Here is a 15,222-nt window from a genome sequence, read left to right as displayed (position 1 = left end):
TTTATTGTAAACAAATAGACACGTTATAAGATGACCCAAAATAATCCCTCCTATCACCGAGCATTATTGTTTGGTAAGTGGTACCGCAGTGATCAAGATGATACCGGCCAAGTATTCACTGAATTTGCTGAAATGTCAGTGGATGGCCGTTATCAGTTCACTTTTATTGCACATGATGAAAGCGGCAAAATTTCAGAACAATCTGTTGAGTCAGGAGATTGGGGCTTAGTGGGAGATATTCATTTTACTATCAGTAAAAGTGAATTTATACACGATGAACATTATGCTGCTGACCTTGAACATGATGATAACTATCATGCTTATCGGGTATTGACCCTCAATAGCCAAATTTTTGAATATCAGCATGTGCTGAGTAATGAAGTGTTTATCCTGCGTCGAGTTGTTGATAATATCGCGCTCAGTTGAGACAATTGTTTTACTATCGTTTCCTTATTACCTGTTTCCATACACCATTTTGAGAGTTCGAATGAAAGAGATTAAATCTGCCAGTCTGATTACAGCAATTAAAACCCCCTTTAACGTCAAAGGTGATATCGATTTTAATACTTATGATCAACTAGTCGCTGAACAAATTAAAGCGGGTGTTGATGGTATTGTCGTTGGTGGAACAACCGGTGAGGGGCATCTGCTTACTTGGGAAGAGCATTTAATTCTTATCGCTCATAGTGTGCATAAACATGGTAAAGACCTGCTTATTATCGGTAATACCGGTAGTAATAATACCCGAGAAGCCATTAAAGCAACACAATATGGCTTCGCCGCAGGCATGGATGCAACACTGCAAATTAACCCTTATTATGGGCGTAGTTCATTTGCTGGCGTTACCGAGCATTTTCATAAGGTATTGGATATTGGACCGGGCATTATTTATAACGTACCGGGCCGTACCGGGCAGGATTTAACCCCTGAACTCATTGAACCTTTATCGAAGCATCATAACTTTATTGGTGTTAAAGAATGTACCGGTAATGACCGTATTGCTTATTATGAGCAGCGAGGAATTGCTTGTTGGTCAGGTAATGATGATGAAAGTGCTGCTGGGCGTCATATTCATGGTTCACATGGTGTTATTTCAGTGACTTCTAATATTGCACCGGGTTTAATGCGTCAACTCATGGATGCGCCCAATGAAAGTCTTCAGCAACGAATGCAGCCATTAATGAACTGGTTGTTTTGCGAGCCTAATCCAATAGCCATTAATACCGCATTAATGATGACAGGAGCTGTTGCACCTATTTTTAGAATGCCTTATAAAGCTTTAACATTAGAGCAACGCAAACAAGGGTTAGCGCTATTGGCAGAGTTATCATTAGCTGAAAGAGTGGGTAATGAACCGAGTTTAATGACAGATGGTGATTTTAAATATTGTTATTAATTGAATCATAACGTTAATGTTTTATAAAAGTGAGCGTAAGCTCACTTTTTTTGTCTCAAAATAACGACTACTAAGCTTTACTGAGTTAAACTCGACAGTTGAGGGCGCATTGCATCTGACAGAGCAAAGTGTTGTTCAACTTGATGAATAGGGCAAGTAAAATGCAGTGCGACAGCACAAAGCTGTAAGTCAGCTAATGACTGCTGTGCACCATGTAGCCTATCGCCAACCACCGGCAACCCTATACTGGCTGCATGAATACGTATTTGATGTTTTCTGCCAGATTCTATATTAACTTTTACTAACGACAAGTCGCGCTTATCGTCATAGGCAATATGTGAAAAATGGCTACAAGCTGGCTTGCCTTCAATAGCTAATGTTACCGTTTCAGGCTGTGGTCGCTGTTGCTGGTTACCGTGGACAATAATATGGTAAGTCTTTTCTAATTGGTGCTGTTCAAACATTTGACTTAGTGCGCGTGCTGCTTTTTTACTGTGAGCAACTAAAATTAATCCGGTCGCTGCACGGTCGAGTCGGTGCACAGGAAAAACAGCTCGCTCAGGGGTTAAGTTTTTCTGTGCCCAGCGCGTAATAGTGCAATGGTCACTCCATTTAGAGCCCTGAGATAACATACCGTAAGGTTTATACCAAACGCTGTAATCACTCATATCAGCGATTAACGTAGCGGGCGTTGGTATTTGAGACAACACATTTTCATCATAATAAAAGTGCAGCTTGTCACCGATAGCTAAACTCTTTTTTAAACGGCGACAGCGCTGAATTGTTTTTCCACGGCTATGCCATAGCGCGCCTTTATCAATCGCTTTTTTAATTTCGCCAACACTTAAATCGCATTGAATTTGCAGTGCTTCTACGATAGTTATCGTGCGATCAATGTTGATATGGCATTCAAATTTTTTCACAATAATTCAACTCAATAATTTATTAGCCTTAGTTTAACAAACTTATGGCGAGAATTGATGTAACAAGTGTAACTTCTGATGCAAGCGAAAGAATATGATGAGTAAAAAGCCATATTGTTATGATTTAATCGAATCGGACGTAGTTTTTAAGCGCAGAGAACGATAAAATAATGACAAATAGTCAATAAAAAATGAGAATATCAAATGCAACGCGATGAAGAATTATTTCCTTTAGACAATGTTGGTAACGCTTTATGGCAAATGCTTGAAGGTGGTGATGACTTAACGATTGAAAGGGAGTTTGAATTTTCAGTTATTTTTGCTGATCAAGAGCAAGCGTTAAAGTTCGGTCAATTATTGTTAGAAAACAATCAAAAATTGTCATTTTGTCCTTACCAAGGTGACGATGCTTTTCCATGGGAAATAACTGCATATCCATTTATGTCGGCAAGCTATGAAAATATTGCTGCTTATCAAGAGCTATTAACAACAAGTGCTGCACCATTTTCAGGTAATTATGATGGTTGGTATTGTCTTGATTCTAGTAAATAAACTCGCCAGCAACGTAGTAAATTACATAGGGCAATAGCATGGATGAACAGCAGTTTAAGCGCTTAAAAACAGTCAGTGCTAAATCGTTTAATGATCAAAAAGCGTTGATAAAAAAAGTTTTGGCGGGACGCGATATGCCATGCCCGCAATGCGGTACAATGATCAGAGTTGTTTTACCTGAAGATAAGAAAGCCACCGGCCTTTATTGCGCACAAGGCTGCACTAATATTGCCTTAGATTTTGTTTTGTAAATAGCGAAGTCGCCTGAAGTTAGCTGTTACGTGCTGTAGTATTAACACTCAGCGCTTCGCTTTTAAAGCTGATAATTGAACGAAAATAATAACCTATAGAAAAGTGGCTATATCATCGATGCTCTTCTTGGTTGTTGCATGATGTGGCACAGTTGCATCATCACTTGGGTAACCTGCAATGAGCAACATGTAAGGTCGGCTGTTATCATCGCGACCACACACTTTGCTTAAAAAAGACATAGGTTTTGGTGTGTGAGTTAAGGTGACTAAACCGCTTGAATGTAAGGCATTGATCAAAAAGCCAGTGGCAATACCGACCGACTCATGTACATAGTAATTTGTGTTTTTCTCTTCTGCTGAAATTCCCCCTTTTTTCTCACTAAATATTGCAATCAGCCAAGGAGCATGCTCTAAGTAAGGCTTATTTGCGTCTGTGCCTAGTGGCTTTAAAGCATCTAACCATTCCTCACCCGCACGGCCTTGATAAAAATTACTTTCGTGAATTTCTGCCTGTTCGCGTATTTGCTTTTTGACATCAAGATCATTAATCGCGACAAAATGCCAAGGTTGATGATTTGCACCACTAGGGGCTGTTCCAGCTGCTTTTATGCAGTTCTCAATGACCGCTTTTGCGACTGGGCGATCGCTAAAGCTACGAATACTGTGTCGACGCTTAATGTTGTTATAAAAATCGGCTGAGCGTTTAAGCATTTCTTCGCTAGAGTATTCAATATAATCGCTTAACGGTGATGCGTCATGAGCTTGCATAATACTTCCTATTACTTATTATTTTATGATGATTATTTAACTTTTCTTTTAAACTTATCATAAGGTAAGTGCCAATTCGGGTAAACAAGTTAATGGCGCAAGAGAAAGTCAAAATAAATGTCGCTGCTATGCTGGTTTGAAGGGGTAATCAGCAAGTGTATTACTGATAAGAACTAGATTGTGGTAGGAAAACTGTGGGTTAAAATTGGTGGTGTTTGTACTCTGATAGCTTGTTAAGATAATTATTCAACCCAACACCACGACGTGCTACCTCGGCTTTATAAACACCTATACCGAGAAAGGTTGCCATAACAACTGTGATAATGAAGACATTGACGTGCTGAATGCCGGCGCTGAGTAATGTTGTGATAACCGCACCAACTACGCAATAACTCAAGGTGATACGCAACCAGACGTAAATGGCTGTCATCACTTTTTGTAACGGTATTCGATTTGACGGTAAAGCAGCTTTCAAAAGGCAGACTCTTCAGAGAATAATATCAATCAGTATAATTTAATAATTCGGAATAAATAAGTTAATTTCTATTCTAAAATGATATATAAAAGAGGGGAAGTGTCTAACTGTTAACGACTCAACTTTATTAATAATGCTGCAGCGAAATCGATTGAGAATGAAATAATTGCAGATAACAAAAAGCGCCAAGAGGCGCTTTTTTCATGACTAAAACTTAGAGGATAAGTCGCGAATGTTGCGCGAGTTTAGCCAATAAACTTACGCGCATTGCGGAACATACGTACCCAAGGTGAATCTTCTTGCCATTCATCTGGGTGCCATGAGTTTGCAACCGTACGGAATACACGCTCAGGGTGTGGCATCATAATAGTTACTCGACCATCTGTAGTGGTTAATGCGGTAATACCGTCGGGTGAGCCGTTAGGATTCGCAGGGTAGGTTTCAGTGATATGCCCATAGTTATCAACATAACGCATAGCAACCGTTCCTGATTCATTGGCAGCATCAATGGCATCATCAGAGCTAAACTCGGCACGACCTTCACCATGAGACACAGCAATTGGCATACGTGAACCCGCCATACCATCGAAGAAAATTGATGGGTTTTCTTGAATCTCAACTAAGCTAAAACGTGCTTCAAAGCGTTCTGATTTATTTTGCACAAAACGCGGCCATGCTTGGGCACCAGGGATAATTTCTTTTAGGTTTGACAACATTTGACAACCATTACAAACACCTAATGAGAAAGTATCTTCACGCTCAAAAAATGCTTTAAACATGGCTTTGGCATTTTTGTTGAATAAGATGGATTTTGCCCAACCTTCACCAGCGCCAAGTACATCACCGTACGAGAAGCCACCACAAGCAACTAAACCGTTGAAGTCAGCTAAATCTGTACGGCCCGACAAAATATCAGACATATGTACGTCAATAGCAATAAAACCAGCACGATCAAAAGCTGCAGCCATTTCAACATGAGAGTTAACCCCTTGCTCACGTAATATAGCGATACGAGGATTACTCACAGTGTGGTTGGCGCCTTGTGCATCTTTAGCGATAAGTTCAGCAACAATATCTTCATTGATATCAAAGCTTAACTCAACGTTTAGACCAGGGTCTTCAGTATCATATTTTACATCATGTTCTTGTTGAGCACATTCAGGGTTATCACGTAGAGATTGCATTCTAAAGGTTGTTTGTGCCCAAAGCGTACGATAATAAGTACGAGAATTTTCTAGTACGACAGCTCCGTCACGAGTAAAACGTAGTGTATCTTCGTTATTGATGCGACCTATGTCAGTGCAATAATCTAAAACACCGTGCTCAGCTAATACACTATGAATTGCATCCACATCGCTTTCACGAATTTGAATAACCGCACCGAGCTCTTCGTTGAATAATACGTCAACATCATTACCTGATTCTGACGTTAATGCTGTTAAATCAATATCAACACCGGTATGACCAGCAAATGCCATTTCAACAACTGAGGCAAATAAGCCACCATCAGATCTATCATGATAAGCAATAAGCTTTTCATCACGTACCAAGGTTTGCATAGCATTAAAGAAGCCTTTTAATACTTCAGGGCTATCAACGTCTGGCGTTTCATTACCAAGCTGCTTATAAACTTGTGCTAAACAAGAACCACCCAAGCGGTTTTTGCCTTTTGATAAATCAATAGCAACGATACGAGTATCACCTAAGTCTGTTCGTAACTGTGGTGTGACTGTTTTGCGAATATCTTCTACCGCACCAAAAGCGGTGATGATTAATGACATAGGTGAAGTTACCGATTTGTCTTCACCATTTTCTTGCCATTGTGTTTTCATTGACATTGAGTCTTTACCAACAGGGATTGTTAATCCAAGTGCAGGACAAAGCTCTTCACCAATGGCTTTAACGGCTTCGTACAAACCTGCATCTTCACCTGGATGACCCGCAGGCGACATCCAGTTTGCGGAAAGTTTGATGCGGTTTAGATCGCCAATATCCGTGCCAGCGATGTTAGTTAATGACTCCGCAACCGCTAAACGAGCTGAAGCGCCGAAGTTCAATAAAGCGACTGGTGTACGTTCACCTAATGACATAGCTTCACCGTGGTAAGAGTCAAGTGCTGAAGCGGTTACACCACAGTCAGCTACGGGCACTTGCCAAGGACCAACCATTTGGTCACGATTAACCATACCGGTAACTGAGCGGTCACCAATGGTAATTAAGAAGGTTTTTTCAGCCACGGTAGGTAAAGATAAAACTCTGTCAGCAGCGTCGCTTAAAGTAATATCAGCGACTACTAATTTATCACCGGCTGCGGTTTGCGAAACTACGTCTTTAAATATTTTCGGTGTTTTGCCTAACAGCACATCAAGCGGTAAATCTATCGGTGTATCTAATGTTTCGTTACCTGCAAAGTGAGCATCAGTTACGGTTAAGTGCTCTTCTTCAGTGGCGCGACCTACAACAGCAAATGGTGCACGTTCACGAGCACAAATTTGCTTAAAGGTTTCAAGGTTTTCATCTGAAACCGCAATAACATAGCGCTCTTGAGACTCGTTACACCAAATCTCGTGTGGTGTCATGCTACGCTCATCATTAGGCACATTACGTAATTCAAATACACCACCGCGTCCACCGTCCGACACTAATTCTGGAAATGCGTTTGACAAACCACCAGCACCAACATCATGAATAAAAGCGATAGGATTCTGCTCACCTAGTTGCCAACATTTATCAATTACTTCCTGACAACGACGTTCCATTTCTGGGTTTTCACGTTGTACTGAAGCGAAGTCTAGGTTTTCAGCAGACTGGCCTGATGCCATTGAAGAAGCAGCTCCACCACCTAACCCTATGTTCATCGCTGGGCCGCCAAGCGCAATTAAATGGGCGCCAACAACAATTTCACGTTTTTGTACGTGTTCATCGCGAATATTACCTAAACCACCGGCAAGCATTATAGGTTTATGGTAACCACGTACTTCTGAGCCGTTGAACGAGTTAACTTGCTCTTCATAAGTACGGAAATAACCTAAAATAGCCGGACGACCAAATTCGTTGTTAAATGCCGCGCCACCTAATGGGCCTTCCATCATAATATCGAATGCAGAAACAATACGATCAGGCTTGCCGAAATCAGTTTCCCACGGTTGTTCGAAGTTTGGTATACGTAAATTTGAAACTGAAAAGCCAACTAAGCCCGCTTTGGGTTTAGAGCCAATACCGGTAGCACCTTCATCACGAATTTCACCACCGGAACCTGTTGCAGCACCTGGGTAAGGAGAAATAGCCGTAGGGTGATTATGGGTTTCAACTTTCATTAAAATTTGAATGTCTTCATGATGATAACCATAAACATTGGTTTCAGGGTTCGGGAAGAAACGCCCACCTTTGTTACCTACCATGACTGCTGCGTTATCTTTGTATGCGCTTAAAACAAAATCAGGGTTAACTTCATGCGTGTTACGGATCATTTTAAACAGCGATTTAGGCTGCTTTACGCCATCGATAGTCCAATCAGCGTTAAATATTTTATGACGACAATGCTCAGAGTTTGCTTGGGCAAACATGTAAAGTTCGATGTCATGCGGATTACGACCAAGCTTGGTAAAGTTTTCAAATAAATAATTAACTTCGTCATCAGCTAAGGCCAAGCCTAGCTCAACATTGGCTTGTATTAGGGCGTTTTTACCGCCGTTTTCAATATCAATGCTAGTGAGTTCGCCAGGCTCAGCGCTGGCAAATAATGCAGTTGCATCATTGAGATCATTAAATATAGTCTCCATCATGCGGTCGTGTAATAAGTTATTTAATGTTGATTGTTGTGCGGTGGTTAATGGCGAAGAATTTTCAGTGCTGACATAATAGCTTAAGCCACGTTCCAAGCGAATAATTTTGGATAAACCACAGTTTTTTGCGATGTCGGTAGATTTTGATGACCAAGGTGAGATAGTGCCGGGACGTGGTGTTACTAATAATAATTGCCCAACGGGTTCATGTTCTTCAATTGTTGGACCATACTTGAGAAGTTGCTGTAAAACTTCGGTTTCTTCAGAATTTAGTTGCTCTGAAATATGTGCAAAGTGGCTAAATTCAGCATAGATATCCGTAACGGGCAGTTGCAGCTCAGAACACTGATTTAGTAGTTTACTTATTCTAAAATCAGATAGTGCTGGCGCACCGCGAAGGGTTTTCATCAACATCGACATAGTCTATTTCACCGGTTAGATTTATTAAGGATAAAAAACGCGCGTATTATAGATTAAATGGCCTAATTAGAGAAATGATTTGTCTCATTTTTGGGGAATTTTCTTGGCAATAAAATTGCCAATTATAAAAAATAGCTTTTTTAATATCTCAATTCACGTGACAATAGACACTATGATAAAAAATCAAATAAAATCATTTGCTAACAAAGTTAGTATCGGTAAGCTATTCGGGCTGTTTTTATTGCCATTTATACTGGTTTTTTCTGGTTGTAAAACCCATGAAACACCGGCGAGTTTACAACGCATTATCGACCGTGGCTACGTTACAGTTGGCACACTTTACGGAAATACTAGCTATTATCTTGATGCTGAAGGCCCTGCGGGATTTGAGTATGAATTAGCTAAAAGCTATGCGGAATACTTAGGTGTCGAATTAAAAATGATGCCTAGCTACAATCTAAACGAATTGTTTTTGCAACTCGATAATGGCGGTGTAGATTTTTTAGCTGCCGGCTTAGCTGTAACTGATGAGCGTCGTCAGCAGTATCATTTTACCCCAAGTTACTATGATGTTAGCCAAAAGTTAGTTTTTAAACAGGGTAACAAAAGACCGCGTAAACTTGCCGATTTAACGGGTAAGTTAGAAGTGGTAGAACAATCTAGCCATGTCGAAAGCTTGGCGCAGTTAAAATTATCTCATCCTGAACTCTCATGGACGACAAGCGCTGAATTAGATAGTGAAGAACTATTGTTGCGTGTGCTTTCTGGGGAAATAGACTACACCATTGCTGACAGTAATACTTTAGCGATAAACCGTCGATATTATCCTGAGATCAGTATCGGCTTCACTATTCGCCAGGAAGAGCCTTTAGCTTGGATGGTTAATAAACATGGTGATAATTCAATTTTTGCTAGCTTAATTGAATTTTTTGGAGAAGTTCACCATAACGGTGTTTTATTAGCTTTGAATGATAAACATTATGGTCATATAGAAGAATTTAACTATGTTGATACCCGTATGTTTATTCAGGCAATTGAGAAAAAATTGCCCAAATATCAAGCGCTATTTGAAAAGTATGGTCAAGATGTTGATTGGCGTTTACTCGCCGCCATCAGTTATCAAGAATCTCATTGGGAACCTCATGCCCGCTCATATACCGGGGTACGAGGCATGATGATGTTAACATTACCCACGGCAAAACAAATGGGCATAAAAAGCCGGTTAGACGCAGAGCAAAGTATTCGTGGAGGGGCAAAATACTTTAAGCGACTTATTGGACGTATGCCAGCGAGAATTCCTGATCCAGATCGGCTTTGGTTTGCACTTGCGTCTTATAATATTGGCTTAGGCCACTTAAATGATGCTCGCAAAATCACTAAGCAACAAGGTGGCGATCCTGATCGTTGGGTAGAAGTAAAAGAGCGTTTGCCTTTATTGAAACAAAAAAAGTTTTATAAAAAAACACGTTATGGTTATGCCCGAGGTGATGAACCGGTGAATTATGTTGAGAACATTCGCCGTTACTATGATACGTTAACTTGGATGGATAATCAGACCAAGCAAGTCTTAGTTGAGGCCGAACAAGTTGTTGCCGTTGAACCCTAGCAATGATTTATTAATATTATCCACGCTGTCATGAAACTGTCATATGCCTTAGTGATACTAATAACGTTAAGTGTCGTTAATTAAATAACGACACTAAATTATACAGTATCAACTAACGCTATCGGTAATATGTATGTTAAAGAGGTTAATATGAGAATTAAGAGATATTTAGCAAGTAATCAACGAAAAAGAACGTTACACCGTAATAAGGTTCGCTTGGCTAATCGCCGCCATATGCAGTTTTCTTTAGAACAGTATAGTGAGCAAGCAACTGGTAGTAAAATACACAACGAGCTAAGACCCTGTTAGTTCGAAAATAATAGTTAGTCCTATTCAATAAATGCTGATTACAGCTGCTCCAAATTTTACTACTTGGCTACTGATGTTTTCCTTGGCTCCAGTCTGTTGCTTTTAAAAGTTCTTCACCAGCTTTAACCGCACCATCTTCCATCGTTGTTCCCATAGAGTCGTTCCAACGATTTAAATAGCCAAACAATGAAATAACAGCGAGTATTTCAACTATTTCACCTTCATCCCAATGGCTATGTAGTGCTTGGGAGATATTATCATCAACGGCATTCGGAACACTTGAGGCGGCTAAAGCAAATTCAAAAGCCGCTTTTTCTGCGGCAGTATATAGCTTGCTGTCACGAAAATTCCAAATATTTTCAAGACGTTCATCTGTGCCACCGTAGCGTTGCGCGGCTAATATAGTATGAGCTTCACAATATCTGCAGCCGGTATTGGCGCTAGTAATATAGCCAATTAAGCGTTTTTGTTCGGCACTAACACGACCTTCGTTTGCCATAACAGCCATATTTAAATTAATAAATGCTTTAGCAATTGCAGGACGTCGCTGCATAGTTAAAACGCTATTAGGGCAAAAGCCTAAGGTTTCATTGAAAAATCGCGCAAGTTCAGCAACTTCTTCATTTTCATCGCTAGCAAGCGGGCGAACTAAGGGCATACGTATGATCTCCAAATAATACCAAGGTTGTGTAGCAGTAAACTATTTTTAACATACTTTACAGATATTGCAAATACAATATCTATAAAGTGTTAAGTTTTGCTTTTAAAATGTAAGTGGCATTGAAAATATAAGGATATGACTTGTATCAACTTTAGCTGCGAGGTAAAGTGATTTTTCGATGATTTTACTGATAATTTAAGGTGTCATTATTTCTACTTCAGCGAGAGAACAAGCGTTTAATCTAACTAACTTAGTTGATGAACCATTAAACCTATCCGAACATTTACCCTATCGTGTAGCAATTGTGAGTAATTTACTGGCACTTAATCGTGATTTGAGTATTCGTAGCCTATCGAATTTAGAACCGAGAGAAATGCGAGTATTACTTAATATTGGCTCATATATGCCGATTAAGTCAGCAGATATTGCTTATCAATCTCGACTCGACTCTTCTACGGTTAGCCGCGCGGTTAAAGTGCTTTTAACGAAAAAATTGATCGAGGCGAAACCTGACTCAGTCAGTAAAAATATTAAGTATTTAACCTTAACAGCTCTTGGCGTTGACTTATACAAGCAGCTAATTAATGCTTTAGAGCCTCGTGCTCAAGCACTGGAAAGCGTTTTAAATGATGATGAAAAGCAAGTATTCTATCAATGTTTAACTAAGATAGAAGCGAAAGCTGAGCAACTGTTAGCCCAACAAGCTTTATCATTTGTTAACCAAGGCCTAGAGATTCCTGCAGATCAAAAAGAGTTACTACGTTGGTATAAAAAAAGTCAGCAAAGTTAAAACGAGGAGTTGATTTAAGGATATGGTTGAGCACGGCACTTATACAGTCGAACTTGAAGGCAGCATGATAAAAGTTACCTTAATTGGTATGTTTAATGATCTTGCAACCCAGGCTGTTTGTTTGCAAATAGAAGCACTAGTCGATAGTTTTAATGGGCAAGGTTTCGGTTTATTATTTGACTGTACTGCTTATGAAGGTAGTACACCTGATGCGCATAAAGTATCAAACCAGCATATTTTGTGGTTAAACCGGCAAAATTGTTTAGCTCGGGCAATGGCATATAATCACAAAATTCAGGTTGAAATTGTAAAAAATGCTCAGCCGGCAGTGCTGCAATTAAAAAATCGCCAAGAGTTTTATAACTTACAAGATGCTCGAAATTGGTTATTAACACAGTTGTAAGTTCTTTTTTAGTTAACCGTAGGGAGCAAAGTCAACGATTAATTATTATCTCTTTCGAGCAATACCGGGCCAGTATTTTCACTGGCTAAGATATCTTCAGGGTTATATATCGGGCAGCTTTTCATGGAAAGGCACCCGCAACCGATACAACCATCAAGTGAATCTCTCAGTTTTTCTAAATAAGCTATTTTCTGATTTAATCCTTGCTGCCAGAAGCGAGACAACTGCTGCCAATCATCTTTGGTTGGTGTTCTTTTATCCGGTAAATTGGCAAAGGCGACTTTTACCTCTTCTAACGTTACGCCCATTTTTTGAGCGGCTTTTATGACTGAAATACGCCTTAATACTTCACGTTTGTAGCGCCGTTGATTGCCTTGATTACGTAGACTTTTGATTAAACCTATTTGTTCGTAAAAATGTAAAGTTGATATTTTTACGCCGCAGCGTTTGGCAACTTGTCCAACACTTAACTTAGCTTCCTCGAGCATAGATCTCTTCTTTTTTATAATTTATTGAAAGTAATGCTTTACCTCAAGTTAGCTTGAGGTTTTATGCTTGTACCCAGATTAACGCAAAGGAGCAAGGCAATGAAAGCTTTACTAAAAAGTTATCCGAAAAAACATTCAAAAAACCTAGGGCAAACAGAGACAAGTAATTTTGCTGCAAAGGTTATTTCTCGCACGTTAGAGATTTACTCTGCGACGTTATTAAATAAGTAACGACTTAGTCTATTAAAAATAAAAGAATCATAAGAGGAGTTATCATGTTGTATTTAGAACATTTAAATTTAGTTGTAAAAGATATTTCACCCGCATTAGCATTTTATCAGGCTGCTTTTCCACATTGGCGTATCAGAGGAGAAGGGCAGTCAACATGGTATGGTAAACCAAGGCGCTGGTTGCATTTTGGCGATGATGATATTTACCTCGCTTTTAGCGATCATGGTGAAAGTAATATTCGTGATAATCGTAAATTTCAAGTGGGTCTAAGCCATTTTGCGTTCGTGACTAACGAGTTAGCACAAATAACGCAACGTCTAAAGGTTGCGGGTTTTTTGGGTAAGCAAGGTGATGGTGCCCCAGGCGTTCGTCACAATACTTACTTTGTTGATACAGACGGCTATGAAATTGAATTTGTTGAATATTTAACAGAAGATTTCGAGCAAAGGAACGCTTATTGATTTTGTCAAAAAGGGCTACCTCGGGTATAACCGCTCAAGCGGTTTGCCTACTAAATGCGAAAAAACCATAATCTTCGTCACTTTAAATTTAGTTTAGCGCTATAAGTAACTGAGCAGCAATAACAAAGCTATAAACCCTGCCGCGTATAAAAGGTATTTCCCAAGAGTAGAATTATGCTGAAGTGTCTCTTGATGTTCAGCTTTAAATCTCGCCAATTATGAGCTGGTCAGCACAGAGCAATGGATACATTCATCTAAGGACTTAGGAAAGTATTGCCCACATCGCTCACAACGTTTTTGCTTTTGCTTTTGCTTTAGTTTTGCTTTTTAAGTGAAACTCATACCTATTAACATGATGAACTCCTTTGATAAGTTGTTTGCTGTTAATGAGCAAGAAACGACTTCTTATTGCTCAGTCACTTAACTACGTTATATGCCTAAAAAATAGCTAATATAACTACATGACATCGCGACAGTAATAAAGCTAAGGCCGCTGATGATCAGTGTACGTTCAGGTATTACATGAATCACTAAAGAAGGCATTTGCCGTAATACGCTAAAACAAGGAACAAAAAAAATAGAATAGCGTTCAAACTTGTTGTAGTTAACCATAATCTTAGCAAAAAATAACTTTAGCCCCGAAGCGTACATTAATACAAATGTTGAAGCGCCCAGTAACTCAACCATTGCCATAAGCTCGATACTCATCATGACTTCGGGCCCAGCAACAAGCATGACGATGATGACAGCTAATGAATGCCAAACACCTTTGGACATCGTTTCCTTGATTCGATCAAACACGAGTTTCCCTTTAAGCATTAAATTATTTTTAGCACTAGTTTGAACTTGCACCACTACCCCCGAGAAATATACTAGCCCCTATAAAATAACCAAAATCATACCAACCACCAGTGTTAGGAAAAGAATAAATTCTAATATCGGTAAATACACTCGCAATTAAACTGAATAAAATACAGAAACCATGCAACACCCCCATAAAGAAGCCCGGAGGATCGTAGGCATTTGCTGGCGGTTGAGATGCACAACTTACCAGAAAAACACTCACTAATAGTATTAAAGCTATATTTTTGTATGGCTGAAACCTTTTAAACTTCATAATGTACCTCCTGCACAGTAAAATTAGTGACAATATAGTTAGGCATTCGCATGCGAAGTGCTAGATAATTGCCATTTTTCCTTTTAACCCCCTCGTTATAGGAGAGTTATAGTGAAGTTTCAACCGTTGATTTAGCAACAACATCATTTTTCAATAGTAAAACTATCAGAAAAGCCAAATTAAGGACGACATCATACAAATACAATACCGATTAATGTAGTAACGTGAGAGGCGATTTTTTACGCTTGCCGTAGGTATGACTTAAGCCGCCAACGATGAACATTGAAGAAAAGTAAAAGCCCCTGAGTCAACATGGATAGCGCAACCGTTGTTTATTACCCCTTAGCTGTCATCAAATGTGAAAACTCTGTTTGTGATGCTACTGATACAAAGAAACAATTGATGCACTTAATTTATAGCCCTTATTATCATCGCATTTTACCCTGAATTCATTACGTTATACCTGTTTTAGCTTCTGCCTGGATTGATTAGCACTTGACCGAGTTAACCATAGAGATATAATTTAGCTATTATGGCACTTTGGAATTTTCCAAAATTAAAACTAGCGCGATTTTTAAGTAATAAC

Annotated in this window: 18 protein-coding genes; 10 read left to right on the top strand and 8 right to left on the bottom strand. The window is 39.4% G+C overall.

Translation table 11 applies throughout. The features are described 5' to 3' along the window. The first annotated feature begins 30 nt into the window (after positions 1-30). Positions 31-426, top strand: coding sequence for a hypothetical protein (locus tag B0169_RS16865; RefSeq protein ID WP_077288078.1), 396 nt, complete (start codon positions 31-33; stop codon positions 424-426). Positions 427-487: 61 nt separating this feature from the next. Continuing rightward, a complete protein-coding gene (dapA, locus tag B0169_RS16860; RefSeq protein ID WP_412842150.1) occupies positions 488-1,396 on the top strand; it encodes a 4-hydroxy-tetrahydrodipicolinate synthase in 909 nt (302 codons plus the stop codon). A gap of 77 nt (positions 1,397-1,473) precedes the next feature. Here dapA and B0169_RS16855 read toward each other — a convergent pair whose 3' ends face one another. Further along, entirely contained in the window at positions 1,474-2,319 is an 846-nt protein-coding gene (locus B0169_RS16855) for an RluA family pseudouridine synthase (protein WP_143323583.1), read from the bottom strand. Between the two features lie 204 nt (positions 2,320-2,523). Between B0169_RS16855 and B0169_RS16850 the strand changes: the two genes are divergently transcribed. Then, the gene (locus B0169_RS16850) at positions 2,524-2,871 is read left to right on the top strand and encodes a ribonuclease E inhibitor RraB (RefSeq protein ID WP_077288076.1); all 348 of its coding nucleotides are present in this window, start codon (positions 2,524-2,526) and stop codon (positions 2,869-2,871) included. A gap of 38 nt (positions 2,872-2,909) precedes the next feature. After that, positions 2,910-3,122, top strand: a complete 213-nt coding sequence (locus B0169_RS16845; protein ID WP_077288075.1) for a hypothetical protein — start codon at positions 2,910-2,912, stop codon at positions 3,120-3,122. A 93-nt stretch (positions 3,123-3,215) separates the two neighbouring features. Here B0169_RS16845 and B0169_RS16840 read toward each other — a convergent pair whose 3' ends face one another. From B0169_RS16840 to purL, 3 genes are all read right to left on the bottom strand, one after another. Then, on the bottom strand, positions 3,216-3,890 hold the full coding sequence (locus B0169_RS16840; RefSeq protein ID WP_077288074.1) for a nitroreductase family protein: 675 nt from the start codon (positions 3,888-3,890) through the stop codon (positions 3,216-3,218). Positions 3,891-4,089: 199 nt separating this feature from the next. Then, positions 4,090-4,365 carry a hypothetical protein gene (locus tag B0169_RS16835; protein ID WP_077288073.1) on the bottom strand — a complete coding sequence of 92 codons (276 nt, stop codon included), beginning with the start codon at positions 4,363-4,365 and terminating at the stop codon, positions 4,090-4,092. A gap of 245 nt (positions 4,366-4,610) precedes the next feature. Beyond that, complete coding sequence (purL, locus tag B0169_RS16830) at positions 4,611-8,558, bottom strand: phosphoribosylformylglycinamidine synthase (RefSeq protein WP_077288100.1); 3,948 nt, start codon at positions 8,556-8,558, stop codon at positions 4,611-4,613. 184 nt (positions 8,559-8,742) lie between these two features. On the opposite strand from purL, the gene mltF reads away from it, so the two are divergent. Together mltF and B0169_RS19285 are read left to right on the top strand one after the other, a co-directional pair. After that, on the top strand, positions 8,743-10,176 hold the full coding sequence (gene mltF / locus B0169_RS16825; protein WP_077288072.1) for a membrane-bound lytic murein transglycosylase MltF: 1,434 nt from the start codon (positions 8,743-8,745) through the stop codon (positions 10,174-10,176). 150 nt (positions 10,177-10,326) lie between these two features. After that, positions 10,327-10,485 carry a hypothetical protein gene (locus tag B0169_RS19285; protein ID WP_158077115.1) on the top strand — a complete coding sequence of 53 codons (159 nt, stop codon included), beginning with the start codon at positions 10,327-10,329 and terminating at the stop codon, positions 10,483-10,485. Between the two features lie 67 nt (positions 10,486-10,552). Here the strand turns inward: B0169_RS19285 and B0169_RS16820 are convergent, their stop codons facing one another. Next, the gene (locus B0169_RS16820; protein ID WP_077288071.1) at positions 10,553-11,143 is read right to left on the bottom strand and encodes a carboxymuconolactone decarboxylase family protein; all 591 of its coding nucleotides are present in this window, start codon (positions 11,141-11,143) and stop codon (positions 10,553-10,555) included. A 307-nt stretch (positions 11,144-11,450) separates the two neighbouring features. On the opposite strand from B0169_RS16820, the gene B0169_RS16815 reads away from it, so the two are divergent. Next, positions 11,451-11,936: a MarR family winged helix-turn-helix transcriptional regulator gene (locus B0169_RS16815; protein ID WP_077288070.1), complete on the top strand. Its 486-nt coding sequence runs from the start codon at positions 11,451-11,453 to the stop codon at positions 11,934-11,936. A gap of 22 nt (positions 11,937-11,958) precedes the next feature. Then, positions 11,959-12,339: a hypothetical protein gene (locus B0169_RS16810; RefSeq protein ID WP_077288069.1), complete on the top strand. Its 381-nt coding sequence runs from the start codon at positions 11,959-11,961 to the stop codon at positions 12,337-12,339. A 38-nt stretch (positions 12,340-12,377) separates the two neighbouring features. On the opposite strand, the gene soxR is transcribed toward B0169_RS16810, so the two are convergent. Further along, positions 12,378-12,827: a redox-sensitive transcriptional activator SoxR gene (gene soxR, locus B0169_RS16805; RefSeq protein ID WP_077288068.1), complete on the bottom strand. Its 450-nt coding sequence runs from the start codon at positions 12,825-12,827 to the stop codon at positions 12,378-12,380. Positions 12,828-12,926: 99 nt separating this feature from the next. On the opposite strand from soxR, the gene B0169_RS19660 reads away from it, so the two are divergent. Next, the gene (locus B0169_RS19660; protein WP_268875732.1) at positions 12,927-13,058 is read left to right on the top strand and encodes a hypothetical protein; all 132 of its coding nucleotides are present in this window, start codon (positions 12,927-12,929) and stop codon (positions 13,056-13,058) included. 44 nt (positions 13,059-13,102) lie between these two features. Then, positions 13,103-13,519, top strand: coding sequence for a VOC family protein (locus tag B0169_RS16800; protein ID WP_077288062.1), 417 nt, complete (start codon positions 13,103-13,105; stop codon positions 13,517-13,519). 429 nt (positions 13,520-13,948) lie between these two features. Here the strand turns inward: B0169_RS16800 and B0169_RS16795 are convergent, their stop codons facing one another. Then, positions 13,949-14,320, bottom strand: coding sequence for a hypothetical protein (locus B0169_RS16795; RefSeq protein WP_143323582.1), 372 nt, complete (start codon positions 14,318-14,320; stop codon positions 13,949-13,951). Positions 14,321-14,354: 34 nt separating this feature from the next. After that, positions 14,355-14,636 (bottom strand): hypothetical protein, encoded by a 282-nt coding sequence (locus tag B0169_RS16790; RefSeq protein ID WP_179143624.1) that lies wholly within the window; start codon positions 14,634-14,636, stop codon positions 14,355-14,357. Positions 14,637-15,222: the final 586 nt, after the last annotated feature.

It is taken from the genome of Cognaticolwellia aestuarii (assembly GCF_002000025.1).
Lineage (GTDB): Bacteria > Pseudomonadota > Gammaproteobacteria > Enterobacterales > Alteromonadaceae > Cognaticolwellia > Cognaticolwellia aestuarii.
Note: the sequence above shows the minus strand (reverse complement) of the source record. Positions and strands in the feature narration are given on the sequence as shown.

What these genes read in the sequence shown, in the direction of transcription:
- B0169_RS19285 (WP_158077115.1), top strand. Translation starts at nt 10,327, where the DNA reads ATGAGAATTAAGAGATATTTAGCAAGTAATCAACGAAAAAGAACGTTA.
- B0169_RS19660 (WP_268875732.1), top strand. Translation starts at nt 12,927, where the DNA reads ATGAAAGCTTTACTAAAAAGTTATCCGAAAAAACATTCAAAAAACCTA.
- dapA (WP_412842150.1), top strand. Translation starts at nt 488, where the DNA reads ATGAAAGAGATTAAATCTGCCAGTCTGATTACAGCAATTAAAACCCCC.
- B0169_RS16865 (WP_077288078.1), top strand. Translation starts at nt 31, where the DNA reads ATGACCCAAAATAATCCCTCCTATCACCGAGCATTATTGTTTGGTAAG.
- B0169_RS16810 (WP_077288069.1), top strand. Translation starts at nt 11,959, where the DNA reads ATGGTTGAGCACGGCACTTATACAGTCGAACTTGAAGGCAGCATGATA.
- B0169_RS16820 (WP_077288071.1), bottom strand. Translation starts at nt 11,143, where the DNA reads ATGCCCTTAGTTCGCCCGCTTGCTAGCGATGAAAATGAAGAAGTTGCT.
- purL (WP_077288100.1), bottom strand. Translation starts at nt 8,558, where the DNA reads ATGAAAACCCTTCGCGGTGCGCCAGCACTATCTGATTTTAGAATAAGT.
- mltF (WP_077288072.1), top strand. Translation starts at nt 8,743, where the DNA reads ATGATAAAAAATCAAATAAAATCATTTGCTAACAAAGTTAGTATCGGT.
- B0169_RS16790 (WP_179143624.1), bottom strand. Translation starts at nt 14,636, where the DNA reads ATGAAGTTTAAAAGGTTTCAGCCATACAAAAATATAGCTTTAATACTA.
- B0169_RS16840 (WP_077288074.1), bottom strand. Translation starts at nt 3,890, where the DNA reads ATGCAAGCTCATGACGCATCACCGTTAAGCGATTATATTGAATACTCT.
- B0169_RS16845 (WP_077288075.1), top strand. Translation starts at nt 2,910, where the DNA reads ATGGATGAACAGCAGTTTAAGCGCTTAAAAACAGTCAGTGCTAAATCG.
- soxR (WP_077288068.1), bottom strand. Translation starts at nt 12,827, where the DNA reads ATGCTCGAGGAAGCTAAGTTAAGTGTTGGACAAGTTGCCAAACGCTGC.
- B0169_RS16800 (WP_077288062.1), top strand. Translation starts at nt 13,103, where the DNA reads ATGTTGTATTTAGAACATTTAAATTTAGTTGTAAAAGATATTTCACCC.
- B0169_RS16850 (WP_077288076.1), top strand. Translation starts at nt 2,524, where the DNA reads ATGCAACGCGATGAAGAATTATTTCCTTTAGACAATGTTGGTAACGCT.